Below are 26,231 nucleotides of genomic sequence, written 5' to 3'. Positions count from 1 at the left end.
GATTTTGGCTTTTATAGAACTTAATGAGAGCAAGTTGTTCTTGTACGAGCTTAATTACAAACAGTTTAGCTGCTAGAAACGTTAGAAGGTGGAGCTGTACACTTTATAACTTACATAAAAGGCGACATAAGTCGCCATTATCAACACATGGTTAAAAGCTAAATATCAACTAACTCAGCGATCTTCTCAGCAATTTCAGCCATTGTGTCTTCTGAAGTGTCCAACCCTGATCTAGATGCAAGTAAAGGACTTACGTTACGAAGAGCTTCATATGTCGTATTGTGTACAATAGGGATGAGTTGATTACCTGCTAGTAAAGCAGAAAGCTCTTTATCAGCAACACTCTCTTTTGGCAGACGTTCCAACATTGCAGGAGTAACTAACACAAGCCCAACTTTGGAATTTGCTAAACCTTTATCAATGGCGCGCATCATTGGTACACCCAGTCCTAGATCTTTCTCACTAAACCAGACTTTAACACCTACGGCTTCGAGTAAATCGTGTAGTTCTTTGGCTGACTCTTTACGATCTGCCCATGCATGACATAAAAATGCATCCCGAAGATCCGGTTGCGCGGCTGCTCGAACTTCAACGGCTTCCCTTATAGGTGTAAGGGATAGAATTTGAGACGAAGTATACGATACAGACGAGCTAGGTTTAGACCAACGAGGCCTTGAACTTCTGGAACCACTACCGCTGTTACTTGGGTAGCTACTCGTACTGCCGTACGATGAATAGGGTGAGCTGTAACTGCTATAGTTACTGTATCCGCGACTTTTATAACGACATGCAGGACAGTTTGCAGCCGCTGCTGCTGAACTGTGTCCTCTAACTGGTGCTGTGCATCTTGACATAATATTTGTCCCTTAATCTAATAAATAGTTTTACCGCAATTCGGCGCAAAAATGTTTTAGATCAATCTGCCAGATCAGGTTTAATACTGACAGATTGCTTTGTAGATATTTCTATTTATGCCGCTTTATTATCTAAACAACTTTCAAGATAACTCTCTAAGTGATTTATATCTAAAGCATGCAGCTTAGGAGCATCATCTTTATGCTCATTAAGGAAACGCACAGCTCTATTCTGTTTCAATAACTCACCACCACCACAAACAACAATATAATGGTTGTGTGATGTGCGGGCTGCATCAAAAGGGATATAGGCAAGTTTTTCAATTGCAGTTCCGGTAACCTCTTGGAACCTTGCCATAACTTGAATAGTGCCTTTAGGTGTGTGGAGAAGGAAGTTAGCGTAATCGCTCTTTTCCGAAAAAATGCTTGGATACTTTACATTACGTTGGTAAGTGAATGGTTTTGCAGATTGATGCTCTTCAAAGCCTAAGCCTTCAATGATACGTTGCGTATCTTTCAACAAATCGGTTCTACACATAGTATTACCCTCATCTCTTTTTATTGGACTGTGAAAGAACTGAACCAGCAAGCGTTTTAGTGTCTTCACTATATTTACTGCTTTTCAGAACTTTTGAGGCTTTTTCTTCGAGGTCGGCACCAGTCTGTTTATTTGTTGAGGACTGAGCTAATACTGACCCTGCAAGAGTTTTAGCCGTTTTAGATGCAGTTGGATCCTGCAACGTTGTTGCCGCTAAAGAGGCAACCTGTTTCGAAGATTTCTTAGTGTTCATATCTATATTTCCTGTATCACACTGTAAAAATTCTCAGGTTGCGGAGGTGCCTAACTATGTATACTCTTCTAAGACCGCTCAAAAAAGTCGTATACTAATTAGTTTACTCCTAAACCTATTTTATACTCTTTCCCCTGACCTAAGCCTTGGCTTGGATTAGGGGTTTTACTTAAGACTTATCCATAAATAATCCCTCTTCTGTGCATAAAGTTACTAACAACTGGAATACTACATCTTGTGTTTCCCTTTTAAGTCCAGTTCAAGATAGTGCTATCGCTCGGATTGATCAAGGTACTTGTTTGGGATGAGTTGTGGATAACTTACAAAATAAAAAAAAATCAGTAAGTGAATACTTACCGATGAGAAAAGGGCACATTTGGATAGGTAAAAATACAGTTTTCAGATCGGGTTAGAAATAACCGCACTGAAAAATATTTTCCTTGACCTTCAGTGAAATTTTCGAGTCAATCCCCGCCACAAATATATGTGACGTGAACCACATAGTTGATGTAAAAATTGAAAGTAAACTGAACCGCAACCTTATTACTAGATGCTAACTAGCTATCCGGTTAATCAGAGTTTTTCGAAAGGTTTCGATTAGGAAAAGTAGGTAATTGCATTACTCACTTTATTATTGATAGGGTCAACTAAAAGTTTCTGGGCACATATGGTTTTAGAATGATTGAACTAAGGCACTTCTGTCCCCAAGTAGGCCGGAAGGTCACAATGAAGAATAACCGCGAATAACTTTAGGTTGGTAGCTTAGCCCGTAATTCTAGTTCTGAAAAATCACCATACTTATCTAAAGCCACCGTCAACTCGTCAGATAGTGGCAAATCATAACCCACACGAGGACTCTCAACATATCGGTCATACCTATCTCTAAAGCCTTTTAACGAGTTTGCTGAACACCCTATTATATCCGCCAAGCTTTTAATCGTTCTTGTCTGGTTCCCAAAACCCAATCGATTAAGATGGCCAAATTTTGCCAAATAAAGCGCCGATATTAATAGATCTTTTCTATTAACTTCTGACGTGGGCATAGGGGTACGCACAGTGTCTTTCTTAGGAGTGAATATTTCTGAATCATTTCCTTGTAGTTGGATATTGAAGAAAGGTTCTATCAATTGCCAACTGCGTAAAAACAGTTCAGATGTATCTGCCACACCATTTCCCAATGACAGTAGTGGTTCCATCACTTCTGATTTGAATTCGGATCTTGTGAGAACAAAATCAAAGTTTATCTTTTCATCATTCGCCGATATTTCTTGGAGTTTATCCTTCACGACATCGAGTTCAGAACAAACATTCGCGTTAGTGAATGGTGAGACAAAATAAATTGAAGATGTTTGATCGGGGAAATAGCGCTTCGCAATTAGTGCTGATCTAACTAACTTTTTATAGACCCTCATTGCCGTTGTTAATTTATCACCATAATTCAACCCACCAAGGTGAAAAGCTACATCTATGAAATATAGTCGGTTGTCGTAGAATGAAAGTCCTAGTACATCAACCTCTGCTTGACGCAATAATTGCTCGTAGCTATTTTTGCCAAAAGCTTCCGGCCAAAGTTTCTGAGCTGTATCGAAAAGTTCCGTTATCTCATCAGACTTAGGCAACCATTCAGGCGATGCTTTCCAGTTTAACTCAGCAAACTCACAACTACGGGCATGTCGTAGCCATGAGCGCAAAAGAGATTCTGCTATTTCAATTTTCACAAGACGGTTTTCCCATTAATTACCTTGTTTAGTGTGGTCGCACCATCAAGAGTATAGCAATGCTTAATTGGTCTCACTGATCCCAAGTACGTAGCAGCAGATAGAAATACGCAGCCAAAGTTGCTTTTGTTCCTGAGGAACGCTAGAAATCCCAATAGGCCACTTCTAAGTCTTGATTATGGATTGTTGACATCCCCCATTCGAAGAGTACTCTTGTAATAGGGCGTCCGCCTTACTTGCGTATGAGTAAAAACAGACATTTCAATAAATGATTATCTATTAATGAATTAATTTTAATGACCTTTGGCTGATTGATATCGACTCAAAAGGTTTAAACGTGCGCCCGGAGTCGATCTAAAAGTCGGAGCATTAATCATGTTAGATAAGCAACTCGTACATGCCTTTCATCAATCATTAAAAAATTACTTACCGGATCTTAAATTAGGTCAATCCAGAGAAGTGGTTGCATCTTTTTATGGATTTAAATCTGCGGCTAGCTTGATTAAGGCTGGTTTCGTACTATCTGAGTATGACCTTGATAGCCGACAAGCAGATTTTTATGACGATGAATTTAACCAACACAATGAAACACCATTATTATTCACCAACGAAAAAAACGTTCGACATCGCATTAGAACATTATCTAAAGCTGTACTAGCAGATGCAATATTAGAAGAGCAAGTCCTTCTACATATACGTAATAACCTGTTTCTAAAGAACTGTAAGTTCTACAGTTGGAATGAGATCGAACCATGGATGGTAGATAGTTTAGGTGAGAAACTAGTTGAAAAATTGAGCCATGAAGGTAATGCAGCCGCTGCGTATTCATATGCTGTTCATCACTTCGATGGGATTGAAATAGACGATAATGCAGGCCCGCACGAGGACTACTGGTATAAGAGGTATATTTCTGGCGAGGTCTTGGAAGGCGGCGCTCTCCGCTTTGCAAAAGAATACGAAGAAAAACTATCTGTTCAATCCGAGTATCTATCACTACTAAAAAGAGCGGCTGAGCTAGGAAGTAAAGAAGCAATGATGCAACTCGCTGAAAACACTGATGACGTAGAGGTAATTCGAGAGTTGGCTAAACAAGGTTACTATCCAGCAATTGAGTTTGCTTATGAAGTCTATAGTGACACTCAATATGAGGAATTGCTTGCATTTAGCGGAAATACAGCAGCTATTCTTAATCTCATGGAAAAATACGAACATTCCTCAAAAGAAATTGAACAATATAAACTCGTTTTTTTGAACGAGCTAGCCAACCTTTATGGTTATTACCCGACCCAATCGATTGCTGATAATGATGAAGATTATGGGCCAGTATTCATCCTGTATGCAGGCATATCTCTACCTAAAGTAAGCAAAGAATTGGAGTTGAAAGCTAAGGTAGAAGCTCAGAAGGTTTTCAATCAACATAACTATTAGTTAATAGCAAAAGCAGCTTTCGCACTTTGTTCGGGGGCTGCTTTATCGTCTAAGGCAGCACATTCGAAATATAAACATTTAGGTTACAGACTCTAAGGCGCTTCTGTCCCATAGCTGGGTTGTTAGATGCTAATCCTGAGTTGGAAGGGACTAGCTAATGCTATTTCCGATCTGGGATGATGACCTAAATGCTAATTCTGATCTTAGGTTCTTGAGTTGTTGGCTACTTATTGGTTTCTGCCCCAAAGATAGGAGTCGTGTAGATCAGTGTCTAAAATTAAATATTTTGCGCGATTAAGCTCAATGTAGTGGCATAGTGAATTTGGCCACCTTATTTGAGTTTAAGAGTACGGCCACCTTTAGCCACTTTATCCAAGCATTCTTAACAAAAAAATAACAGCTTTTGAGCTGAACACCGTTTCTCATCATTTGATGAATTGTCTTCTTGAACATTTAGATTATTGTGCTCTAGACTAAAGCAGTGTGATACATCATTGGCCTCATGTGCGTGATAACAAGCATGAGGCTGTTGATTTTGTTTTCCCAATGCTCTAATTGCATTAACCTTCTTGAGCTTCTGCTACTAGCTTCAGTAACTTAGCAGCCAGATACGCAGAGTTGTCCTGCTTGTATACCGTAATGCTGTCGCAATACTGGACTACAACATTGCCATTTTTTCCCATAACTACAGAGGCTAGCGCCTTCTCCTGTAGGATTGTTTGCATAAATCTGATGGAGCCTTCTTCAAATTCTTCTTGTTGTTTATCATCATTCATAACTTTACCTGTTCGATAGCTCGGATTTGACGCAATAGTTGTGGTGTTACCCCCTTATTCGATGGGCTTTTTAAATGCAGGTGTTGCAGATGATTCAGTTCCCAGTAATACAAATCCCCACAACTGCGCCACTCACTGACACGAGCTATCTCAACGTGTTTTCGTATGCGTGCAATATGGTTATCACTCCCCATTCTTAATTTTCCAGTCCAGTCGATATCAGGAGCAAGGGATGAGCGCCTAAAAATGTTTCTATCACTAATTAATTTCCATGCACCTTTAGGTTCTACTGGATAAATTAACATCCCTGCTAATTTGGCAGCCTGCTCTAGAAGCCTTGCAGACAGGGGATCGTGTGGTATTGACTCCATCACCTCTAAGCTTTTTTTATAATGACCTGATCGGTATGCATCGCGTATAGACTCAATACTGTTGATAAAGCGTCCTGAGTATAGGAGCGAGAACGCGTTGATATATAGAACCCTCATGAGGGTCTCCTTACTGAAATAGGTTTACTATGTATGTATCGAAAACAAAGTTGCTTTTATTCTATTTATTATCGTATGCACTAATATTAAAAAGACTATTAAAAACAATGACTTGAAATGACACCTTATTACAGTATACTCATATTTCTTACTCATGGGAATGCCGTACCTTTGTGTTAACAGCAATCAATGTGTTCAAAAAAGAAGCAGACATTCCTACCATGTAAATGTTTTGGTTTATTGATAGGATTCATATGAAAAGCATTAAATTTTCTAACGACAATATTTTGCAGCTAGCTAAAAGTAATGAAGCACTTGAGCAGATTCCATTGTTGCTTAAAAAACGTTATGGCAATCAGATGGCAGATATTTGGGCATTTGGAGTTATAACTGGGCTACGTATCGTTGATATGCTGAATATCAGGTTTGAGAACATATCAGGCGATAAACTAACTATAAAATTGGGTGAAAAAGGCAAAAAAAAACATGAAGTAGCTTTATCATCTGAAGCGCAGAAAATTATCAGATCAATAAAAAATAAACATCCAAAATCAAAGTACCTCTTTCAGTCTCATGCTAGGGGCGTTGGGCTTAATAAGCCGATAACAGCACGGTCAGTGCACATCGCTTTTAAAGAGGTAGGCGAGAGCTTAAGCATCTCACTTGCTCCTCATATGATGCGTCATATATATGCAATGCGTTTTTTCAAATCATTTGCCCCCTCAGAGCTTGCTGGGACATTGAGTCACTCTTCAGTTGCCAGCACCATTTATTATTTAGGTAGAGGTGGAAAAGGCTTTCATTCTTTGCCACACAACTGAGGCGTAGGGATTACTAATATGGCGAGCTGTGGTGATAGTAACCATCAGAGCGAAGCCCCCCTACCAAGAAAAAATATGGCTCTTATTGCGAGGCCCATTAATCATTCTTCAATATTTTGTGTATTTCCATAACTCAATTTGAGCTAGTCGCTTGGCACGGCTAGCATCAAATGCCTCAACGCAACGCCTATCCCAATTTTATTTCTGAATTCAAAGCAATCGACGATTGTTTTTTCAACACCCTTTCCCCTAACCTTTATGCCATCAATTTCGACGGTATTAACAAAAAAAATACATTAAACTGTCTGTGCACCTGATGACTGTGATATTAGGGTCGTCTCCGCATGGTGCTTGATCTCGACTATTGATAGCTAACCATATTCGAAGTGAGCTGAGTGGTTTAAGAACCGAAAGTAGACATCGCTTCCCATACCCATTCTCACACTAACTTCATTGAAGGTCGCCATTGTGATTTCTAATTCATCACACTCAATATAGCGATAAAGACCACGCTGAAGATTCTCTATGTGAGCCTGTGTTCTGCCCAGTCTTTCGCATAAGTGGGAGTAAAAATAGAGAGCTTTTTAAGCTGTGACCTCATGAGTTTATGATACAAACCGTTATACTACTTATTGCGATAAGATCACTTGTGTACACTCCAATGCCACAACAGAAACTTGATGTAGTCCTATAATTTAGATACTTAACAATGTTTTGCATATTTATGCATAAAAGTTTTATACCAAAAGAGTGTTGTTATGAGACCATTGATTCATCAAAGTGGAAGCCTGATGTTATAATCATTGCACCACTGGTGTGTTTGGGTGTTTTTCTTTGGTATGTTGAGTTTTAGGGCTTGGAAGCCTTGTTTTTTAATGTCTGGTAAATTTAAAGTGCACACACACACATGTGTGTTGGTTGAAAATAACCTTATATAAGAGTTCGAATCCAATAGGGCGTGCCATTTATTCAAAAGCCTCGATAACTCTTTGAGTTGTCGGGGCTTTGTCGTTTTTAGGTTTTTGGCTGTAATTGCCACTCTATCTACAACTTTTGAATGGCATTCTAGCCATTGCAATTTCTAGCAATCTGGATAGGCAACCAACAAAAAAGCGCTGGTTAACCAGCGCTTTTGCATTTACTAAGGGCATTACATCTTTTTAAAGATGATGGAGGTGTTGATGCCGCCAAAGGCGAAGTTGTTACTCATCAAATATTTCACGTCCAGCTCTCGGCCTTGTCCGGCGATGTAGTCTAAATCACCACATTGCTCGTCGAGGTTTTTTAGGTTGAGCGTTGGGTTGAACCAGCCTGTGTGCATCATTTCTAAACCTAGCCACGCTTCAATCGCGCCACAGGCGCCTAGTGTGTGGCCAAAGTAGCTCTTGAGTGAACTGATTGGCACTTTGCCCAGAGCATTCGCTGTTGCGTTGCTTTCCGCAATATCGCCGCGGTCGGTGGCAGTGCCGTGAGCAGATACATAGTCGATCTTCTCAGCAGGAATGCCCGCATTTTGCAAAGCCATTTCCATACAGATTTGCATGGTTTCCATCTGTGGTTGAGTGACGTGTGCGGCATCACAGTTGCTGGCAAAACCGATGATTTCTGCATAGATTTTCGCGCCACGAGCGACGGCGTGTTCGTACTCTTCCAGAACTAGCGTTCCCGCACCTTCACCAATCACCAAACCATCGCGATCGGAGTCATAAGGTCTTGGTGTGCTTTTCGGGTCTTCATTCTTCAGACTGGTGGCAAAAAGGGTATCGAAGACAGCGGATTCCGTTGGGCACAATTCTTCAGCGCCACCAGCAACCATTACCGTTTGGTAGCCATGTTTGATCGCTTCGTAGGCGTAGCCGATTGCTTGGCTGCCAGAGGTACATGCACTGCTGGTTGGGATCACTCGGCCTTTCAAACCGAAAAATAGACCAACGTTCACTGCCGTGGTATGCGGCATCATTTGCACGTAAGTCGTTGCGGTGATCGCTTTAGTGGTTTTCTCATTCAGCATGACACCAAATGCGCCGATTGCGTCAGTACTGCCTGTTGATGAGCCGTATGCGATACCCGTTTGACCATTGGTGAGTACGTCGTTACCAATCAAACCTGCTTGGCTTAGTGCGTTTTCTGTTGCGACGGTCGCCAATTTGGAAACACGCCCCATGCCGCGTACTTGCTTGCGCTTGTAGTGCTTTGGCAGTTCAAAATCTAAAATTGGTGCCGCGAGCTTGGTGTTCAAACCATCATACTGTTCGTAAGAAGGCATGTATTGCGTCGCGTTCTGGCAGTCACGCAGTTTTGGTTCGACAGATTGCCAATCGTTACCAAACGCAGTCACGCCTGACATTCCGGTTACAACAACTCGACGGCTCATATTAGGCCTCCGTTTACCGAAATGACTTGGCGAGTTACATAGCCTGCGATGTCAGACATAAGGTAACTGACTAAACCAGCAACTTCTTCTGGCTCTCCCATGCGGCGCAAAGGAATTTGCGGCATCGCATGTTCTTTCACGTGTTCGTCTACCATGCCTGTGTCGATAAGCCCTGGAGCAACGCAGTTGACGGTGATTTTGCGTTTTGCCAGTTCAAGCGCGAGTGATTTTGTTGCACCAATTACGCCCGCTTTCGCTGCGCTGTAGTTAGTTTGACCACGATTCCCCATTAGGCCAGAGACTGATGCAAGCGTAACAATTCGGCCGCCTTTGCGCTTTTGCACCATTGGCATAACACAAGGGTGAAGAACGTTGTAGAAGCTATCTAAGTTGGTATGAATCACACCATCCCATTCTTCTTCGGTCATCGCAGGGAAAGCGGTATCTTTTGTGATACCAGCGTTGTTCACGACGCCATAGTAAGCGCCGTGTTCGGCGATATCGGCTTCTAGCTTCTCACGACAATCTGCACGGTCACTGATGTCGAATTGGATAAGACGACCGCTACCACCATGCTGTTCGATGGTGTTTAGGGTGTCTTGCGCGCCTTGTTGATCGCCCATGTAATGGACAATGACTTGGAAACCATCTTTGGCTAATTGAACGGCAATGGCTTTACCGATGCCTTTGCTGGCACCTGTAACGAGGACTTGTCGGGTCATTGTTGACTCCTGATTTTCATTTCTTGTAATTTTTCTTCTGATGGAACGTAAACGTTCAATTGGCAAGTCGCTACAACAGTTCCTTGTAGCTCAATACGGGCTGAAAAAACCGCCATACCGTTATCTTCCATAACTTTTTCAGCATACACATCGAGCACCTGTCCGCGAGAAAACGTATCGCATTCAGACGTGTATCGACGGCTACCAAGTAAAAAGCCAATCGGTGGCGCTTGTTCTTTCATTAATGCGTGGTAACCAGACCACGTCGCGACAGATTGCGCCATAAACTCAATGCCAACGTAAGCTGGCACAGTTTGAGAGGCCGAGTCGAAGAACGGGTTGTGTTCTGCGATATCAACCTGGCAGTGAATCGTATCTTGTTGAACATCCAAAGCACGATCGACCAAGATCATTGGTTTGTCGTGTGGCAAAAGTTGTTCGATGGGAGGAAGTTTAGTCATGAGCGTAACCAAAAATAAGACTAATATTATTGCCACCAAAAGCAAAAGAGTTGCTGAGAATCGCTTTGTTACCGAGTTTGGTTGGCGTCTCAACTAACGATATATGGATATCGTCTGCTTTGGTTTCGCAGTGCTGTATTGGCAAATCAAGGTTGTACTTGAGAATATGCCAAGCGATCGCGGCTTCCGTTGCACTTGCTGCGCCTAATGTGTGTCCGGTAAGTGGCTTTGTCGAGCTGACGGGAACGGAGTCACCAAAGCAGCGATGAATGGCTTTGCTTTCCATCGCATCGTTTAACGGCGTTGCTGTGCCATGCGCGTTGATGTAACCAATGTCTTGCGCTGTAAGTCCTGCATTGGCCAACGCTTTTTTCATCGCTTCTTCTGCGCCCAACCCTTCTGGATGTGGTGCGGAAATATGGTGTGCGTCTGAGCTGTCGCCAGCACCGAGAAGAGCAACGGGCGCAGGTGTTTTGCTTAGCAACATTAATGCTGCGGCTTCGCCGATATTGATGCCGTTACGATGTTGGTCAAACGGTTTGCAAAGAGTATCGGATAGAGCTTCTAAACCGTTAAAGCCGTTTAGTGTGAGGCGACAAATGCTATCCACACCACCCACAATGACCGCATCAACAATGCCAGAGCGAATCAGGCGTTGCGCGGTTAAAAAGACACGACCACTAGAAGAACAGGCGGTTGAAACTGAGTAATGTGGGCCGCTCAAATCAAAGTAGGCGGCAATAAAATCGCTGCAGTTGCCAAGCTCTTGTTTGGTGTAATGGTAGTCGACAGGAAAATTACCGTTTGCCAGCTTTTCACCAAATGCGATTTCGCCATCTGAAATGCCAGATGTGCTGGTGCCGATCACGACCGCGATACGGTCACGACCATATTTAGCAATGGCGTCACGCACGTCGCCTTCGATTTGCTGCAAAGCCGAAAGTGCGAGGCGGTTGTTTCTCGTATCAAACTGGCTGAGTGCGGGTGGTAATTGCGGTAACGTCTGTGCGATTCGACCGATTACTGTTTGGCGGCCTGAATTTAAAATATCTCGGTCAACCACCATGTTGGATGGCTTCGCTCCCGATAAACACTGGTGGATGAGCGCATCATCTTGTCCCATGGCAGAGTGAAAGCCACAGGCCTGAATATACAAAGGTTGAGAAGAGCGAATAGGCATATTGTTATTCTAAATTGTTCTTAATTAATCTGATGTTGCAGTGTTTGAATAGAAATTGAAAACTGATGTTTGAGGTGATGAAAATCAATCTTACCCTCTAACTTGTTAGAAGAGCTGTATTGAATCTCAATGATCTTTTCACCGTCGCTATCAAAGATGGCGCGAGAATTATTTTTATCAATAATTCGCCACCTTACCTCATTTAACGATCCTTCCCAAGCGGAACTCGGCCAGAGCGTGATCATCAGGTTAAATAATACCTGTTCTGGCTGCGGTAGCGAACCTTGTAAACCGTTGAGCACTTCGGTTTGAATTTGTTCTCCATCGTAAGACAGTGAGAGTACTCTTGTCCCCCAGGATGAGAAGCCTGCCAGCACCACTTCGTTGTTGGTCACTTGCAGTTGTACCGGAAGTTGCTCAGATGTGGTTTTACCATCTATTGCCCAAGAAGCCGTAATTAACTGACTGGCAGACAACTGATAGCCCAAGCTTGCGGGAGTGGGTAAGCTAACTTGGGTGTGCTCGTCAATGTCGACCTGAGGCGTCGATTGGTGAGGTACCAAGCTGCATGCACTTAAAAACAGGCTCAGTGCGAATAACGTCGCGCAGCGAAAGGCGTGATTGAAAATCATGACGTCGTTTCCTCTGTTTTAATTGCAATCGGAGAGAGCAGCCAAGCGACAAAAATACCACTTAACACCGTAATGCCAAAACTGTGAATCGCGTGAGTTTGGCTGAGTGACAGCAATCCAAATGACAACACAGTGGTCATTGCCGAAAGGGTGATCGCCAATAGTGTGCTCACACTGCGGGCTTTCTCGGCAAAGAACAGAGTGTAATCGATCCCTATACCAAGAATGAGCACCAAGCCAAGCAAGTTGAACAGGTTTAATGTTGTTCCCATCGCGACAGCAGTTGCAAGACCGCAGGCGCAAGCAATCAATGATGGCAGTAAAACTCGGCAACTGTGTTGCAGACCGTACCGCTTGATTAATACCAGAAAGATCACAGCACTGGCGGCTGCCAATAGCTCCATGATTTTGATTCGGTATTCACCAAATAGGGTGGATATTTCTTCAGCTTTGTTTAGGTAGACAACATCAGACTGTGATTTGGCAAATGCCTTAACAACAGCGGAGTCTTGCAATTGGTTTAACACCACTACCGTTGCCGATTTTTCTTTAATTTTACCCAAATGAAGAAAACGTACAGGCGCTGATACCGGGTTTTGCAAGTACTGTTCAACCGTAACAGGGATAAAGTCGGCGTCCATTTTGGGCTTTTTACTTAAGCCCAGCCCGGAAGTAAGTGGGCTGGATTGTGTCGCGTAAAGATCGCGAATCAATTGATAGTCTTGTTGCTGACGTTCCACTGAGCTCAAGTAGCGGCTCAGGCTCTGGTAGCTTTCGATGGTGCTGTCCGCTTTCCACGCTTCTAAAGTTGGTGTCAAAGACTCCAGCTTTTTCATTAGGTTTTCGTCATCGTCGGCGGTAACGACCAACATTTGCTGCGAAGATTGCATGCCACTGAGCGTCGTAATCAAGGTTTCTTGCTGCTTGAGATCGTTCGGCATCGTTTGCAGCAGACGAATGTCGTCATCGTAGTTCAATTGCAGCAAGAAAAAACCACTCGCAACCACACATAACATCGGTAATCCGACTTTAATTCGAGGTTGATTCCAAAGTGTTAACCATTTCGCCAACAGTGATTGTCCCGGTAAATTCGAAATGGTGCGCGATGGGTTACGAGCCAGTATCGGATACCAAGCCACTACTGTGATGTAAGCGGCAATCAGACCAATGGATGAAAACAGCGCAAGCTGCTGCAAACCAGGAAACGGCGCCACTAACATGCCCAAATAGCCGATCAAACTGGTGATTAAGCCAAGTGTGATCGCTATGAAAATATGCTTTAACCCTTGCTCGCTATCCCATTCATTTCCCGCCGCAAGGCGTTCGGTTAGGTAGTGGAATGCGTAGTCGATAGACACGCCGATCAAACTTGCGCCAAACACTAAGCTGAACAGATGGACTTTTCCAAAAATCCACGTTGTCACTGACAACGCAACTAGCAAACCAATGGTGATGGAAAGCAGTGCGAGAGACAGTGGCACCACACTACGAAAGACCAATACGAACAATGTAATGATACCGAGCAGAGAGAACAAACCGATGGTGCTGATCTCCGATTTTGCACTTTGCGTACCAAAGTCGGCGTAAAATAGAACGCCAGTATGTGCGACTTCAGCGCCATATTTCTGCGCGACGCTTTGTTCTAGCGCTTGAATATCAGGGACTGCAAGCTGCCCAGTTAGGCTATAAGGCGAGTCTTTTAGCTCGGCAGTAATAAGCAAGTATTGAGCACCGTCTTTTTCGACGGATAGATAGCCGTTATCCAATCGGAAAGAGGACGATTGCTGGGTAACTTGACTTAAATAATCACGAAATAGCAAGAAAGGGTCATTTTGTAACTCTTGCCCGGTCACTCCAGAAAACGGGTTGTACAGCGACTGAATCACATGCTGCACTTGCTGTTCTGGATTTTGGCTTAAACGCTCTCGTTGTTCAGGCGTCAGCAATTGGAAGCGGTGCTTAAAGTAGTAACTCGCCCAAGCTTGCTGTTCTTGAGGTGAGATTTTCCCCACCACATCGCGAAAATGATTACTTTGGCGTAACCCCTTATCAAATTCAGCGGCCGCTGCAAAAAGGGCATTTTTGTCCGGCGCTGTGATCACGAAAATGACTTTGTCGCTCATACTTGCCGAGACCGACTCAAAGGCTTGCTCAGCCACCGGGTTTTGTTGGTTCTTAGGCAGCAGTTTTAAAATGTTGGTCTCAATCGGAGATTCTGCACTCCAAACCCATTGTTTGAGTAGCAACGCGCCCGCTAAAACAACGAGATTGAGCCAAACCAGAGCAAAGGTGTGAGTGCCAAGACTGAGTTTAGAAACGGAATTGAGCGTCTTCGGCATCCGTGAGTTCCTGAGGTAGAGAGGTCTGGTTCGTAAACGTGATTTCGGTCTTATCGCCGCGCAGCTCTTGCAGGGTTAGGCGATCAATGTGCGTTTTACCGGAAAGGGTGATGGCTTTAAACACCGCATTTAATGGCGACTGTTTGGGCACTAAAACGAGCTTCCACTGAGTGTTCTCAACTGAAAAATCGAGTGTGAATTGTTCTTGCAGTGCAGAAGTATCCCCGTGGAACACGGATAAAAACACATGACTAAAGTAGAACGCCATTGGGTTTTCTTCAGCAGAGATCGTTTTCGGTGCTTGGTCGGCAAAAGTCTGACGAAGTTTGTTTTCCGTCAATACCAAATTGACTGCGAAAGGTTCTGTTTGTTGCCACAACAAGCCATGTGTTTTGCTTAGTGTGAACTGACCTTTAGAGGTTAGAGGTTGACTGAACATTTCCAGATGACGCTGCTGCGTAAAATCTCCGCGCACGATTTCATGCTGAGACAACTGCTGTTGAAGCGATGCCAAATCCGTTACGTTTGCTGTCGGTGTGGCTAGTGCTGAAACAGAAAATATCAGCAAAAAAGAGAGTAACCACTTTTGCATTAGTTCAGGCTCCCATGGTTGTGCCATTGCTCTACTTTATCTAAAAAGACTGCTGGAGAAACAAAGCACATCTCTTGCTTTTCAATGGATACGGCGACTTGCGTTGTATGCGCTTTGCACATACGTTGATTCGTTTCGGCGTCGTAAATCACGTAATCCACACGCAAGCGGTTTTCCCACTCCGTGAGTTGCGCGGTAATGCGAATGGTGTGATTAAACGGAATCGCCTTGACGTATTTAACGCGCGTGTCGATGATCGGCCACATATACCCAGAGTCTTGCATATCGCGATAGCTGTATTGGATCTTCTCCATCAGCACACGACGCGCTTCTTCAAAATACCGAAAGAAGTTGCCGTGATAAATCACGCCCATCGGGTCAGCATCTTGGAATGAGGTGACCATAGTCACCTCTGCTTCTAATGGGTAGAGAACCTGCTCTTGCATTATACCTCCGCGTAGAGTGGCCAATGACGTTGCTGAATGCGTTCAATGAAATGACGCAAATCTTGTTCCAATGGGCGATCTTCAATCACAAACTCAAACTCGCTCAGCACGGCGTCACGAATTACTCGCAAACTCTGACTCATGTGGTGTTCGTCCAATTCGTTATGACGACGACGAATCTCAACCGCTTGAACGCTTGCTAGGAGTGAAGCCGCAGCAACTTGCTCTGTTAACTCAAGTACGCGTAGGCAGTCACGAGCCGCAATGGTGCCCATGCTCACTTTGTCTTGGTTGTGACATTCGGTTGAGCGAGAAAAAACGCTCGCTGGCATGGTGTTTTTCAACGCTTCTGCCGTCCAAGCTGAGATACCAATCTGAACCGCTTTAAAGCCGTGGTTGATCGGTTTACGCTCGCCTTCTGCACCGGTTAAGTTAAACGGCAGGCCGTTATTGAACTTGTAATCCATCAGTTGCGCCATCTGACGGTCCAGCAAATCAGCCAAGTTGGCAATGTTCACTTTCAACGTATCCATCGCCATTGCGATATGACCACCGTAGAAGTGACCGCCGTGGAGAACGCGCTCGTTGTCGCCATCGATAATTGGATTGTCGTTGGCACTATTTAGTTCATTCTCAATCAATTGACGTAGCCAAGGCAGTGAGTCTTGCACCATGCCAATTACGTGTGGCGCACAACGCAGCGAGTAACGATCTTGCAGTCGGTCGCTATTGCGTGGCGGACGTTCAGCATTGAGATCATCACGCAGCCAAGCCGCAACTTGCTGTTGACCAGGGTGAGGTTTTACCGCAAACAACGCTTCATCAAAGTGGAAATCGTTACCTTGCATACCCACAGAGACCATTGCGGTAATCTTGGTGCACAGCTGCGCTAGGTATTCTGCGCGTTTGTAGGCAAGACAGGCGAGAGCAGTCATCACGGATGTACCGTTCATTAACGCCAAACCTTCTTTTGGTTTTAGGCGAATTGGCTCAATGCCCAGCTCTGCAAACACTTCTTGTGTTGGTCGCACATCGCCTTTGTAAAGCACTTCACGCTCGCCAATTAAGGTCGCCGCTAGGTAAGACAGAGGCGTTAAATCGCCACTTGCGCCCACCGAGCCTTCTTGTGGAATACGCGGCGCAATGTCGTGGTTGATAAGCGTAACGATTTGGTTCAACAGATCGTGAGACACGCCAGATACGCCTTGCGACAATGAACACAAACGGGTTGCCAGCACCGCGCGAGCTTGCTCATGAGAAAGGATTTGACCTAAGCCACAACCATGGAAGCGTGTAAGGTGCAACGGAAGTTCATCCACAAGAGCGGGTGGAATCGCCACAGTACATGAATCGCCGTAACCGGTAGTCACGCCGTAAATAACGCCTTCTTCTTTCAGTAATCGTTCCAGAAACGCCACGCCACGATCAATTTTCGCGGTAAATTCTGGCGAGGTGTTCATGTTTGCCTTTGCACCTTGAGCAATGGCAACGACATCTTCGATGGTTAAAGATTGGGCACCAAAAGTGATGTTGTGATTATTGTTGTTTGTCATGTGGCTGATTACTTAAAGTCCAGAAGTTAAAAAAGTTGTACCACTGTAACGGCGCTTGCAGTGTGTGGTGTTCTAATCTGTGGGCGTACTGTTGAACAACGTGTTCTAGTGCCTGCTGACGCTCCTTGCGCGGTAGCGTGATTTGGTCACTAAAGTGTTCAAAGTACACATTAAAATGCGGAGTGTTTGCTTCATCGTCGCGTAGGCCGAAGAGTAGATAAACCGGCGCTTTTAATACCGAGGCCAGCATGAATGGGCCTTGCGGAAATGGCGCTGGTTTACCAAGAAAATCTGCCCAAACGACACGATTTTCTTTGCTGGTAGAAGTGCGATCGCCAACGATCACCACCCATTCGCCTTGCTCGATTTTTTGTTGAAGCAGAATCGCGGTGTCTGGTCCCATTGAGCTGACTTGAATCAAATTCAGTTCCGAGTTTGGGTTTACCGCCTTCATTACCGCATTAAATTGTTCAGCGTGTTGGGTAAATACCAAGGCGTTGATTTTGACATGAGAGTGTCGACGACCAAGCGCGCGGCAGAGTTCGATATTGCCAAGGTGCGAGCCTAAAATGAGCACGCCTTGTTTTTTCTGCGCCATCTCTTCGAAATGATGCTGGCCGTGAATGGTTAGGTTATCGACGTTAAAGTCACCTTGCCAGGCAGCCAGTTTGTCGAGCATGGTTCGCCCAAAAGAAAGCAGATGATGATAGCTGTCCAACTGTTTTGGTAGTGCGACGCTCTGCTGCGTTGCGTAGTACTGCAAGTTTTGCAGGTAAACCTCAGACGCTTCACGGGCAGATTTACCCGTGAAGTGGTAGTAGCGCATGACTAATTTTAAAATCAGGTCAAACGCTTTTCTGCCGAACAAGCGGTAAACCGCGAGTAAGGTTTTGATGCCTAAAATCGTGCCTTGTTCTTTTCGTTTCGACCAGTGGGCATTACTGTCATCTGTGTTTTGGCGCTTTCTGGCGAGTAGCGAAGGAATGCGCGGCAACATGCCAAAAAATAGGCGAGTGTGCATCCAGCTTATCTTGACGTTGTCCCACAATGCGTCGAAGTGGGAAATGCCACCTTCAGGGTAGATCACGCGCGTTGGAACAAAATCAATGTCGACGCCTTCCCAATACATTCGCACTAGAATTTCGATATCAAAATCCATGCGTTTGCCGATGCTGTACTTGTTCAACACGGCGACCGTTTTCGCCACTGGGTAGGCGCGAAAACCGCACATGCTGTCTTTGATAGATAGTGACAAGGTTTCTATCCACACCCACACGTGCGTAGCGTAGCGACCATACAAACGGGATTTAGGTACGCTCTCGTCGTATATCGGTTGGCCCGAAATCAGGTTATCTGGTTTTGTTTCGCTGGCGCTGAGCAATTTCGGCAATGCTTCTAGGTCGTGTTGACCGTCTGCGTCGATTTGAATGGCGTGCGTAAAACCAAGTTGGTGAGCTTGATGTAGGCCTGCCATCACAGCGCCACCTTTGCCTTGGTTTTCTCTCAAACTAATCAGTTTTATCAGTCCTTGCTTGCTCAAAGCAGAAAGCGCTTGTTTGGTGTCTTCATTGCTGCCGTCGTCAACGGCCAGCACTGGCAAAGCGAAAGAGGATAACGACGCAACCACGTCTGCAATTGTGCTGCCGTGGTTGTAGCAAGGAATTAAAAAGCAGGGGCGATAATCACTCACGTGACTCACCCAGTTTCATTTTTCCTGACGAGTGAGTCACCAAGGTTTCACCGTTTGTCGATGTGTACTTAAAGGTCAATTTCTCGCGCTCATTGTCCCAAGATAGTGAGAGGCAAACGTCGGCGTTTGGCAGAATCGGCTCTTGAAATTTGATGACTTCCATTCCTTTAAATACCTTGGGAGTATTCAAATATTGAACGGCGTAGAACAGCGCCCAATCAATTTGAGTGACGCCGGGTAAAAGAGGGAAGTGATTGAAATGACCTTGGAAATCTAAGATGTCAGCATCCACACGCAGCGACAGCTCCGCGGTATGGTCACTCACTTCAATATTCTGAATAGTTGGTTTTCTTTTTTCCATGTTACTAGCTTTATTGGAATAGTTTTTCAATTTCAGCAACTTGGCGTTTGCCTTGGCTGTTCAATGGAATTTCGTCGACCACTCGGAATTTTCTCGGGATAGCGATCGGTTCTAGCCAATTGCGCAGTGCCTTGCGAAGCTCAAGCCAAAATTTGCCTTTACCAAGTTCATTAAGCACATCGCTGCCTTGATCGTTAAGTACGATGATCGAGACTAACGTGAGGCGACCAGATTCTTCCATTGGGATCACCACGCTTTCTTGAACCCACGGCAATTGCTCTAAACGTTTTTCCACTTCGACAAGGGAAATACGCTTTTCTTCGACTTTGACGATTCGGTCAGTGCGTCCACGCAATTCAAAAGAAATACTATCATGGAAATAGCATTCATCCGCAGTTTGGTACCAAGTGTTTTCATCAATGTGTGGCGAGCGGAGCTTTAAACAATTTTCATGGTTAAGCTCGGCTTCAATACCAGGGAATAACGTCCAGGGAGTACTGGCTTCGTGCTGCTGACGGTAAGCGATGCCGCCGGTTTCTGTGCTGCCAAAAACTTCAATAGGAAGTGACCCAAACAACAACTGGCTGTGCTGCGCGGCTTGGTTTGGCAAGGGACCACCAGAAGAAAATACGCACCGAATCGCAACCGGATTGTGCTCTTCACTGAGTCGTTTTAGTAACGCAGGGCTGCTTACTAGCGTGGTGTCAGCATCAGCGTGATGGACAATTTGCTCTGGGAACTCAAGGTTGTGTGCTGAAAATGGACGTGCGGAGCACAAAGGCCACAATACGCGGAACAGCAAGCCGTAAATGTGTTGATGAGAAACGGTGCTTTCAACGCGTGTGCTGGCAACCGTGTCGCCCCACAGGTTATCTAGAATAGCAACTTCGATATCGAGCTGTTTCAGCGTTTTTGCAATGGCTTTTGGTGTGCCGCTTGAACCCGAAGTAAATAGCGTTACTGGTATTTCTGCCAGGTTTAATTCACGCCAAAAATAAGGTTGTTTGGCCTCTGGCTCGCTAATCACGGTGGTTTCTAGCAATGATTGAGCTTCGATCAAAAGCGAGCTCACGAGTTCTGGAGCCGAGACATCGGCATCATGCAGCAACAAATCGTAGTGCTCACTGAGCTCTTTGAGTGCTTCTGGTTGGTAATTACCAGGTAATACAATGGATTTTCCTGCATAACAACAAGCAAAAAAGCCAACGGCAAACAGGTAGCTGTTGCCAAAACACAACGCAATGTTTTGCGTTGGTTGGGTTTCTAGCTGTTGAGTAAGTGTTGCGACGTGCTGTTGGAAATCACCCCACGTGATAACCGTATCGCGATCGTAAGAGACTGGGGATTGCTCAGACCTCTCCGCGATGAACAAGGTCGCTAGGGAGGTAAAGCTCGAATACGTTGTATTCATACGATTAGTGTTCCTTTCGAACAAATTGACGCACGATCCATTCTCCAGCGAACAAGCCACCAGCAAGTAAGTAGCTGATGAGGCCGTTATAAAGCGTCCATATTTTTACTGGTAGGAAACAGGTATAGAGTGCAACGGCAGCGTTGAGCGTAAAAAAGGCGCACCAAACCATCGTCACTTTGCGAGTGTAAGCCACGCCACTAGCCGGAAGGTCGGGTTCTTGCAAGCGAGCAAGCCTCTCTATGATCGATTGCGGCTGTTTTAAGCTCAGTCCAAACACACACAGCATACATACATTGACAACGACAGGGTAAAACTGAAGCCACCCATGTTGTTTAAACACCATGCCAAGCGTAATTAGGACAATGCCAACAGCGCCCGTAACGAGCGCCAAGAACTTAAACTCTTTTAGTGGGGTCTTATTTGCGACGAAAACACGCAAAAGTAACGCAGCAATTAACAAGCCCCCAACTAAGTTCAAGCCAAATTTATCTATACCGAAATAGACGGCGAAGGGGTAGGCAAACAGTACAATTGCAGACAGACCAGTCAGCAATTGGCGCATTAACTTTCCTTCAATAATTCAGTGACAGCGTTAACCACATCGTCAACGGTTCTTACTGCACTAAACTCTGCTGGCTTGATTTTTTTGCCAGTGACATTCTGTAGGTGTACGACCAAATCAACGGCGTCAATGCTATCAAGATCGAGATCTTGGTATAAGTGCGCATCTGATTGAATGTCGGCTGCGTCAATTTCGAACAGCTCAACAAGCGCATCTTTAACTTGTTCAAATACTTGATCTTTATTTACATCAGTCATGAATATACCTACAACTTATTCATTAGTTTGAGAAGAAACGTATTTCGCTAGATTTGCTACAGACGCAAAGTGTTCGCGCGTATTTGAGTCGTCGGCATCAATAACGATGTTGTATTGTTTTTTTATTGCGAGTCCAAGCTCAAGCGCGTCGATAGAATCTAAGCCAAGTCCATCACCAAAAAGTGGTGCATCCGTTTCAATATCATCTACGGTTAAATCTTCAAGGTTTAAAGCATCAATAATAAGTTGCTTAATGTCGTTGTGTAACTGTTCCACTGGGACCTGCTTATTAATAAAAGTTTTCTGGAAAAATGTTTTCAGCTAGGTGCTGTTGTAAGCGTCGCGCCGCTATTGTCGGCGACGTAGTTTGCTTTATAAAGGGGGTAATCTCAACTTTATCCTTAACTTCAACCCTGAAAAAGGGCTTTGTTGCCGGTACTTGATACCATTTTTTCTCTTTTGTGAGGAAACTTGGCGTTACCGTAATATGGACAACTCTTAAATCTCGTTCTGTTCTTACCGCAATTTGTGCTGCACCGCGTTGTAATTTCGGCTCTACACCTGGTGTTGTTCTTGTTCCTTCAGGAAATATAAGCAACACGTTGCCTTTGTTAAATCGTTCATCACAAAGTGCTAATAAATCATCCGGTGCTTCATTGGGAATATATCCGGCTGCTTTTACGATGTGCTTCATAAAAGGATTCGACCATATTGCCGATTTTACTAAACAGTCGCAGCGATTTAATTGTGAAGCAATGAGAACGTAATCGATTAAACTAGGGTGGTTGGCAACAATTAAACAATTACGATCTTGTTGAAGAATATCGGCACCAATAATTTGATAATCGATTGCGCCACTCAACTTCATCAATTTACAAAATGTGTTGAATGAATATCGAATCGCACCCTGAACTTTATATTCGCGTTCCGTTTGGTCTGAAACAAAAATACGAATGGTCGGAATAACAATGAAGCTCAGTACTAAACCACCTAACCCAAATACTGAAAAACAAAAGCCTGTTGCTAGCACACGCCAATACTGATTTAAGTGAATCATTTTTTGTGCCATTCCCAAGCTTGATGCGGAGCGAAAATAGTCCACTGGCTTTTATCTAACAAGTATTGTTGCAAAAATACTAAACCTTGAGGAAGAGGATGACCGGAACGTTCTGCGTTTATGGAGCTTTGTATCGCGAAATTGTCTCCATGAGAAAGTATTAAGCCAAGTCCAAACCCTTGGTATTGTTGGTTTTCATATTCTAAATAAGAGTCAGGCATAGGCTCATCAAAATCAACAAGCAGTACTTTTTTGTCAGGATTGTCGGACAAAAACAGCCATGCTTCTAATATTGCGCTTTGGAATGTGTTTTCTGCCGCAGCGATAGAAGTTAGGGGAATGGGTTGTTTAGTTGCGATAGTGGCAAGCCCTGCGGCGGTATTGTGCACCGATTGAGAAAAAGCCATCGGAGACGCCTCTTCTCCATTAATTATATCTTCAACTAGTGCGACGCTGCGATGCAGTTCACCATGACGGCTTGAAAATACAAGGTAATCAACTTGATGTTGATTAAGCATTTCGATTGCAGTTTGTACCGCCAGTTTACTGAGTGGGCTCATTCTTCTGCGCATCATCGCAGGAATATTTGCAACATTGATTTTGCCATCTTCTGGCCATTTTATCTCTGTTGCCCATTGTTTCCATTCATTGGATTCGGATAAACCGAATGAATTCGCTGTCCACGCATCAATATTGAACGAAATGTTGATCTTCGAGTTTGGCATATTGGGTTAAATTGTTTATTTTACAGCTCGATACAAATTGGGGTTGACCCAAATTCACAATAAAAAGGAAATTATCATGTCGCGTTTTAAGCTGTATGTCTCGTTATTATTAACTTTGCTTCTTGTTGGTTGTGGACGAGTACAACCTGTAATGAATGTGGAGGATACTCCAGTTGCTTATGATCTTCAAAATAAACAAGTAAAAATGGCCATAGTGCAATCAGCAACTAACCGAGGCTGGACGATCGAAGAAGTAAGCCCTGGTGTTCTTATTGCAAAAATCCACGTTCGTAAACACTCTGCAGAAGTAAAAATCCCATACAATAATAAATATTACTCAATTATTTATCTCAACTCAGTAAATCTCAAAGCAAGTGATGGCAAAATCCACCGCAATTACAATCGTTGGGTAAACAACTTGAATGTTGATATTCAGCGAGCTATTGCATTGTTGGGCAATCAATCTCAACAATAAAACTATTAATTGCAGTTAGGTTTTTCCGTGTTAAATCAAAATAATGACCCTTTTAATGCTTTTGAAGCGAAGACAGAAGCTCAGAAGTTATCTTTTGCACCAATCGTGTTCCAGACCGCCAAAACGCTTCGAGATTTAGGTATTTTAGCCGCTTTAGACAGCGCTGGCGCACAAGGCATGAGTGCCACAGATATTGCCGAGAAAACGGGAGTATCAGAATATGGTGTTAAAGTACTGTTGGATATGGCGATTAGTGCGCATATTGTTTTATGGGAACGACCTAACTATTCGCTTGCAAACCTTGGTTTTTACCTTCTTCATGATGGTATGACGAATGCAAATATGGATTTTACGGCAGATGTTTGTTACGCCGCGATGATGCATTTGACGGAAGCAATTCAAGAAGGTAAACCGTCAGGTTTGAAAGAGTTGGGCAATTGGGAGACCATCTATCAAGGTCTATCGACGTTACCAGAACAAGCCAAACAGAGCTGGTTTAAGTTCGATCATTTCTATTCGGATCGCTCGTTCCCACTTCTGCTTAAAGAGGTATTTGCAAGCAAGCCAAAGCATCTTGTGGATATTGGCGGAAATACGGGAAAATGGGCGATTCAGTGTTGTAAACATGACCCTGACGTTCAAGTGACGATTGTTGATTTACCGCAGCAATTAGAAGTAGCGATGAAGAATGTTTCAGAAAACCAGTTCGTCGAGCGTGTACGTCCATACCCTGCAAACATGCTTGATAAAGCACAAACATTGCCGGAGCATGCTGACGTTTGGTGGATGAGCCAGTTCTTGGATTGCTTTTCCCCAATTGAGATCCTCAATATCCTTAAAAAAGTTAAAGCCCAGTTAACGAAGGGAGATACTATTTACGTATTGGAGCTGTTTTGGGATGCTCAAAAATACGCGGGAGCTTCCTATAGCCTTAATGCCACTTCTCTTTATTTTACCTGTTTAGCTAACGGTAATAGTCGCTTTTATCGCAGTGATGATTTCTTAGAAATTGTCGAAGCGGCAGGTTTATCTGTCGTTGAAAGAACCGACAATATTGGCCTTGGTCATACCTTATTAAAACTACAAGCAAACTAAATTCAGAATGAAAACAGAGCTCAAGCAAGTTGTTGTCGTAGGAGCGGGGCCATCAGGTTCAACCGTTTCTGCGTTATTAAAATCGCGTGGCATAGATGTTGTTGTCTTAGAAAAAGCGACTTTTCCACGTTTTTCCATAGGAGAAAGCCTACTCCCTGCATGTATGGAAGTTGTTGAACAAGCAGGAATGACCAATGCAGTAAAGCAGTTTGGCTTCCAGTATAAAGATGGTGCTGCATTTCGTCGTCATGGTGTATACACCCAGTTCGACTTTACAAACAAATACACGCCAGGACCGGGCACGACGTTTCAGGTTCAACGTGCCAACTTTGATAAAGTATTGGCAGATAGCGCTGAAGAGCAAGGCGTAGAGATTCGCTATCAGCATGAACTGCTCAACCTAGCGTTTGAAGGGAAAAAGTCTCGATTAGAAGTGCTCGACTCAAATAAGAAGGCTTATCAAATCGAAGCAGATTTTGTGCTGGATGCAAGTGGCTTTGGGCGTGTTTTGCCACGCTTGTTGGAGCTAGAAGAACCTTCTTGTCTTCCGCCTAGAAAAGCGATCTTTACCCATATCGAAGATCATATCTCTCCCCAAGAGCCGGAATACGATCGCAACAAAATTTTAATTTCAGTTCATCCTGAAAATCACGACGTATGGTACTGGCTAATCCCATTCTCTAATGGTACTTGTTCGTTTGGTGTGGTGGGTGAGCCAGAATTTTTCGAACAATACCCAGAAGATAAGATTGCAGCGTTGCAGCAGTTAGCCAATGAAGAGCCGGGTTTGGCTGCTTTATTGCGAAATGCGAATTACCCGAATCCAGCAGGCGAGTTGGGTGGCTATTCTGCTAACGTCAAACGTTTAGCGACAGAGCACTACGCGTTGCTTGGTAATGCTGGTGAGTTTCTTGATCCTGTATTTTCATCGGGTGTCACTATCGCCATGAAATCGGCAGAGTTTGCAGCGGACTGCGTGGTTCGTCAGCTGAATGGTGAAAAGGTTGATTGGCAAGAAGAGTACTCGCAACGCTTAATGGTGGGAGTGAACACATTCCGCACTTATGTGGAAGGCTGGTACAACGGCACGTTGCAAGATGTGATTTTCTATCAAAACCCGAACCCACGTATTAAACAGATGATTAGTGCGATTTTGGCTGGATATGCTTGGGATACGAATAATCCTTACGTAAAACAAAGTGAGCAGCGTTTGTCGACGCTTGCAGAACTGGTTCGGGAAGCTGAACTGTAAGAATATACATTCGCTTATCCGAGAATCAGTAAACCTAGGTCTTACCAAAAAATTAGTAAGACCTTTTTAATGCCTCTTTACTTTTACTTCTAGCGTGTTGGAGACACATTGACCACTTACATCGGTGTGTATCGAATTTGAGAATTTTTATGGTGACATTGATCACAT

Annotated in this window: 28 protein-coding genes; 5 read left to right on the top strand and 23 right to left on the bottom strand. The window is 44.1% G+C overall.

Annotated features, from left to right (window positions below; translation table 11 throughout):
* Positions 1–158 precede the first annotated feature (158 nt).
* From R8N47_RS17800 to R8N47_RS17785, 4 genes are all read right to left on the bottom strand, one after another.
* The gene (locus R8N47_RS17800; RefSeq protein WP_062810155.1) at positions 159–854 is read right to left on the bottom strand and encodes a toll/interleukin-1 receptor domain-containing protein; all 696 of its coding nucleotides are present in this window, start codon (positions 852–854) and stop codon (positions 159–161) included.
* 115 nt (positions 855–969) lie between these two features.
* Positions 970–1,377, bottom strand: coding sequence for a PD-(D/E)XK nuclease superfamily protein (locus tag R8N47_RS17795; protein ID WP_318185861.1), 408 nt, complete (start codon positions 1,375–1,377; stop codon positions 970–972).
* Positions 1,378–1,402: 25 nt separating this feature from the next.
* Positions 1,403–1,645: a hypothetical protein gene (locus R8N47_RS17790; RefSeq protein ID WP_318070340.1), complete on the bottom strand. Its 243-nt coding sequence runs from the start codon at positions 1,643–1,645 to the stop codon at positions 1,403–1,405.
* A 749-nt stretch (positions 1,646–2,394) separates the two neighbouring features.
* Positions 2,395–3,363, bottom strand: coding sequence for a hypothetical protein (locus R8N47_RS17785; protein ID WP_318070341.1), 969 nt, complete (start codon positions 3,361–3,363; stop codon positions 2,395–2,397).
* Between the two features lie 375 nt (positions 3,364–3,738).
* Here R8N47_RS17785 and R8N47_RS17780 point away from each other — a divergent pair, with 375 nt between their 5' ends.
* On the top strand, positions 3,739–4,791 hold the full coding sequence (locus R8N47_RS17780; RefSeq protein WP_318070342.1) for a hypothetical protein: 1,053 nt from the start codon (positions 3,739–3,741) through the stop codon (positions 4,789–4,791).
* Positions 4,792–5,351: 560 nt separating this feature from the next.
* On the opposite strand, the gene R8N47_RS17775 is transcribed toward R8N47_RS17780, so the two are convergent.
* A complete protein-coding gene (locus R8N47_RS17775; protein ID WP_025794853.1) occupies positions 5,352–5,567 on the bottom strand; it encodes a hypothetical protein in 216 nt (71 codons plus the stop codon).
* On the bottom strand, positions 5,564–6,055 hold the full coding sequence (locus R8N47_RS17770) for a hypothetical protein (RefSeq protein WP_029795728.1): 492 nt from the start codon (positions 6,053–6,055) through the stop codon (positions 5,564–5,566). Before R8N47_RS17770 ends, R8N47_RS17775 begins: the two co-directional genes overlap by 4 nt.
* A 254-nt stretch (positions 6,056–6,309) precedes the next feature.
* Here R8N47_RS17770 and R8N47_RS17765 point away from each other — a divergent pair, with 254 nt between their 5' ends.
* Positions 6,310–6,876 (top strand): tyrosine-type recombinase/integrase, encoded by a 567-nt coding sequence (locus R8N47_RS17765; RefSeq protein ID WP_318070343.1) that lies wholly within the window; start codon positions 6,310–6,312, stop codon positions 6,874–6,876.
* 1,150 nt (positions 6,877–8,026) lie between these two features.
* Here R8N47_RS17765 and R8N47_RS17760 read toward each other — a convergent pair.
* Genes R8N47_RS17760 through R8N47_RS17680 form a run of 17 tightly spaced genes read right to left on the bottom strand, consistent with a single transcriptional unit; the run spans position 8,027 to position 23,241 of the window.
* Positions 8,027–9,250: a beta-ketoacyl-ACP synthase gene (locus R8N47_RS17760; RefSeq protein ID WP_005382295.1), complete on the bottom strand. Its 1,224-nt coding sequence runs from the start codon at positions 9,248–9,250 to the stop codon at positions 8,027–8,029.
* Complete coding sequence (gene fabG, locus R8N47_RS17755; RefSeq protein WP_005382294.1) at positions 9,247–9,972, bottom strand: 3-oxoacyl-ACP reductase FabG; 726 nt, start codon at positions 9,970–9,972, stop codon at positions 9,247–9,249. Before fabG ends, R8N47_RS17760 begins: the two co-directional genes overlap by 4 nt.
* Positions 9,969–10,433: a hotdog family protein gene (locus tag R8N47_RS17750; protein WP_005382293.1), complete on the bottom strand. Its 465-nt coding sequence runs from the start codon at positions 10,431–10,433 to the stop codon at positions 9,969–9,971. Before R8N47_RS17750 ends, fabG begins: the two co-directional genes overlap by 4 nt.
* Positions 10,426–11,613, bottom strand: a complete 1,188-nt coding sequence (locus tag R8N47_RS17745) for a beta-ketoacyl-[acyl-carrier-protein] synthase family protein (protein WP_005382292.1) — start codon at positions 11,611–11,613, stop codon at positions 10,426–10,428. The genes R8N47_RS17750 and R8N47_RS17745 overlap by 8 nt, the downstream gene beginning before the upstream one ends.
* Positions 11,614–11,633: 20 nt before the next feature.
* Positions 11,634–12,245, bottom strand: a complete 612-nt coding sequence (locus R8N47_RS17740) for a DUF3261 domain-containing protein (RefSeq protein WP_005382290.1) — start codon at positions 12,243–12,245, stop codon at positions 11,634–11,636.
* A complete protein-coding gene (locus R8N47_RS17735; RefSeq protein ID WP_064353715.1) occupies positions 12,242–14,584 on the bottom strand; it encodes an MMPL family transporter in 2,343 nt (780 codons plus the stop codon). The genes R8N47_RS17740 and R8N47_RS17735 overlap by 4 nt, the downstream gene beginning before the upstream one ends.
* Entirely contained in the window at positions 14,556–15,176 is a 621-nt protein-coding gene (locus R8N47_RS17730) for a LolA family protein (RefSeq protein WP_064353716.1), read from the bottom strand. The genes R8N47_RS17735 and R8N47_RS17730 overlap by 29 nt, the downstream gene beginning before the upstream one ends.
* The gene (locus tag R8N47_RS17725) at positions 15,176–15,622 is read right to left on the bottom strand and encodes an acyl-CoA thioesterase (protein WP_005388315.1); all 447 of its coding nucleotides are present in this window, start codon (positions 15,620–15,622) and stop codon (positions 15,176–15,178) included. Before R8N47_RS17725 ends, R8N47_RS17730 begins: the two co-directional genes overlap by 1 nt.
* Positions 15,622–17,175, bottom strand: a complete 1,554-nt coding sequence (locus R8N47_RS17720) for an HAL/PAL/TAL family ammonia-lyase (RefSeq protein WP_017448720.1) — start codon at positions 17,173–17,175, stop codon at positions 15,622–15,624. The genes R8N47_RS17725 and R8N47_RS17720 overlap by 1 nt, the downstream gene beginning before the upstream one ends.
* Entirely contained in the window at positions 17,159–18,865 is a 1,707-nt protein-coding gene (locus R8N47_RS17715) for a glycosyltransferase family 2 protein (RefSeq protein ID WP_064353717.1), read from the bottom strand. The genes R8N47_RS17720 and R8N47_RS17715 overlap by 17 nt, the downstream gene beginning before the upstream one ends.
* On the bottom strand, positions 18,858–19,226 hold the full coding sequence (locus tag R8N47_RS17710) for a 3-hydroxyacyl-ACP dehydratase (protein WP_017634794.1): 369 nt from the start codon (positions 19,224–19,226) through the stop codon (positions 18,858–18,860). Before R8N47_RS17710 ends, R8N47_RS17715 begins: the two co-directional genes overlap by 8 nt.
* Before the next feature lie 10 nt (positions 19,227–19,236).
* Complete coding sequence (locus R8N47_RS17705; protein ID WP_042523999.1) at positions 19,237–20,637, bottom strand: AMP-binding protein; 1,401 nt, start codon at positions 20,635–20,637, stop codon at positions 19,237–19,239.
* A gap of 4 nt (positions 20,638–20,641) precedes the next feature.
* Entirely contained in the window at positions 20,642–21,202 is a 561-nt protein-coding gene (locus R8N47_RS17700) for a hypothetical protein (protein WP_025766967.1), read from the bottom strand.
* Positions 21,202–21,459: an acyl carrier protein gene (locus R8N47_RS17695; RefSeq protein ID WP_005382279.1), complete on the bottom strand. Its 258-nt coding sequence runs from the start codon at positions 21,457–21,459 to the stop codon at positions 21,202–21,204. The genes R8N47_RS17700 and R8N47_RS17695 overlap by 1 nt, the downstream gene beginning before the upstream one ends.
* A gap of 15 nt (positions 21,460–21,474) precedes the next feature.
* A complete protein-coding gene (locus tag R8N47_RS17690) occupies positions 21,475–21,735 on the bottom strand; it encodes a phosphopantetheine-binding protein (protein WP_005382278.1) in 261 nt (86 codons plus the stop codon).
* Positions 21,736–21,748: 13 nt separating this feature from the next.
* Entirely contained in the window at positions 21,749–22,516 is a 768-nt protein-coding gene (locus tag R8N47_RS17685; RefSeq protein WP_064353718.1) for a lysophospholipid acyltransferase family protein, read from the bottom strand.
* Positions 22,513–23,241: a beta-ketoacyl synthase chain length factor gene (locus R8N47_RS17680; protein ID WP_054865733.1), complete on the bottom strand. Its 729-nt coding sequence runs from the start codon at positions 23,239–23,241 to the stop codon at positions 22,513–22,515. The genes R8N47_RS17685 and R8N47_RS17680 overlap by 4 nt, the downstream gene beginning before the upstream one ends.
* 76 nt (positions 23,242–23,317) lie before the next feature.
* Between R8N47_RS17680 and R8N47_RS17675 the strand changes: the two genes are divergently transcribed.
* Genes R8N47_RS17675 through R8N47_RS17665 form a run of 3 tightly spaced genes read left to right on the top strand, consistent with a single transcriptional unit; the run spans position 23,318 to position 26,063 of the window.
* The gene (locus tag R8N47_RS17675; RefSeq protein ID WP_005382272.1) at positions 23,318–23,716 is read left to right on the top strand and encodes a hypothetical protein; all 399 of its coding nucleotides are present in this window, start codon (positions 23,318–23,320) and stop codon (positions 23,714–23,716) included.
* Positions 23,717–23,743: 27 nt separating this feature from the next.
* A complete protein-coding gene (locus tag R8N47_RS17670; protein ID WP_053307501.1) occupies positions 23,744–24,811 on the top strand; it encodes a class I SAM-dependent methyltransferase in 1,068 nt (355 codons plus the stop codon).
* Between the two features lie 7 nt (positions 24,812–24,818).
* The gene (locus R8N47_RS17665; RefSeq protein ID WP_054865735.1) at positions 24,819–26,063 is read left to right on the top strand and encodes an NAD(P)/FAD-dependent oxidoreductase; all 1,245 of its coding nucleotides are present in this window, start codon (positions 24,819–24,821) and stop codon (positions 26,061–26,063) included.
* Positions 26,064–26,231 lie beyond the last annotated feature (168 nt).

The sequence above is a fragment of the Vibrio sp. 2132-1 genome (assembly GCF_033344315.1).
The sequence above is the reverse complement of the archived record's forward strand: the minus strand, read 5'-3'. Positions and strand labels throughout refer to the sequence as shown.

Coding starts and splice junctions, on each gene's coding strand:
- R8N47_RS17800 (WP_062810155.1), bottom strand. CDS start 854: ATGTCAAGATGCACAGCACCAGTTAGAGGACACAGTTCAGCAGCAGCG.
- R8N47_RS17790 (WP_318070340.1), bottom strand. CDS start 1,645: ATGAACACTAAGAAATCTTCGAAACAGGTTGCCTCTTTAGCGGCAACA.
- R8N47_RS17780 (WP_318070342.1), top strand. CDS start 3,739: ATGTTAGATAAGCAACTCGTACATGCCTTTCATCAATCATTAAAAAAT.
- R8N47_RS17775 (WP_025794853.1), bottom strand. CDS start 5,567: ATGAATGATGATAAACAACAAGAAGAATTTGAAGAAGGCTCCATCAGA.
- R8N47_RS17770 (WP_029795728.1), bottom strand. CDS start 6,055: ATGAGGGTTCTATATATCAACGCGTTCTCGCTCCTATACTCAGGACGC.
- R8N47_RS17765 (WP_318070343.1), top strand. CDS start 6,310: ATGAAAAGCATTAAATTTTCTAACGACAATATTTTGCAGCTAGCTAAA.
- R8N47_RS17760 (WP_005382295.1), bottom strand. CDS start 9,250: ATGAGCCGTCGAGTTGTTGTAACCGGAATGTCAGGCGTGACTGCGTTT.
- fabG (WP_005382294.1), bottom strand. CDS start 9,972: ATGACCCGACAAGTCCTCGTTACAGGTGCCAGCAAAGGCATCGGTAAA.
- R8N47_RS17750 (WP_005382293.1), bottom strand. CDS start 10,433: ATGACTAAACTTCCTCCCATCGAACAACTTTTGCCACACGACAAACCA.
- R8N47_RS17745 (WP_005382292.1), bottom strand. CDS start 11,613: ATGCCTATTCGCTCTTCTCAACCTTTGTATATTCAGGCCTGTGGCTTT.
- R8N47_RS17740 (WP_005382290.1), bottom strand. CDS start 12,245: ATGATTTTCAATCACGCCTTTCGCTGCGCGACGTTATTCGCACTGAGC.
- R8N47_RS17735 (WP_064353715.1), bottom strand. CDS start 14,584: ATGCCGAAGACGCTCAATTCCGTTTCTAAACTCAGTCTTGGCACTCAC.
- R8N47_RS17730 (WP_064353716.1), bottom strand. CDS start 15,176: ATGCAAAAGTGGTTACTCTCTTTTTTGCTGATATTTTCTGTTTCAGCA.
- R8N47_RS17725 (WP_005388315.1), bottom strand. CDS start 15,622: ATGCAAGAGCAGGTTCTCTACCCATTAGAAGCAGAGGTGACTATGGTC.
- R8N47_RS17720 (WP_017448720.1), bottom strand. CDS start 17,175: ATGACAAACAACAATAATCACAACATCACTTTTGGTGCCCAATCTTTA.
- R8N47_RS17710 (WP_017634794.1), bottom strand. CDS start 19,226: ATGGAAAAAAGAAAACCAACTATTCAGAATATTGAAGTGAGTGACCAT.
- R8N47_RS17705 (WP_042523999.1), bottom strand. CDS start 20,637: ATGAATACAACGTATTCGAGCTTTACCTCCCTAGCGACCTTGTTCATC.
- R8N47_RS17700 (WP_025766967.1), bottom strand. CDS start 21,202: ATGCGCCAATTGCTGACTGGTCTGTCTGCAATTGTACTGTTTGCCTAC.
- R8N47_RS17695 (WP_005382279.1), bottom strand. CDS start 21,459: ATGACTGATGTAAATAAAGATCAAGTATTTGAACAAGTTAAAGATGCG.
- R8N47_RS17685 (WP_064353718.1), bottom strand. CDS start 22,516: ATGATTCACTTAAATCAGTATTGGCGTGTGCTAGCAACAGGCTTTTGT.
- R8N47_RS17680 (WP_054865733.1), bottom strand. CDS start 23,241: ATGCCAAACTCGAAGATCAACATTTCGTTCAATATTGATGCGTGGACA.
- R8N47_RS17675 (WP_005382272.1), top strand. CDS start 23,318: ATGTCGCGTTTTAAGCTGTATGTCTCGTTATTATTAACTTTGCTTCTT.
- R8N47_RS17665 (WP_054865735.1), top strand. CDS start 24,819: ATGAAAACAGAGCTCAAGCAAGTTGTTGTCGTAGGAGCGGGGCCATCA.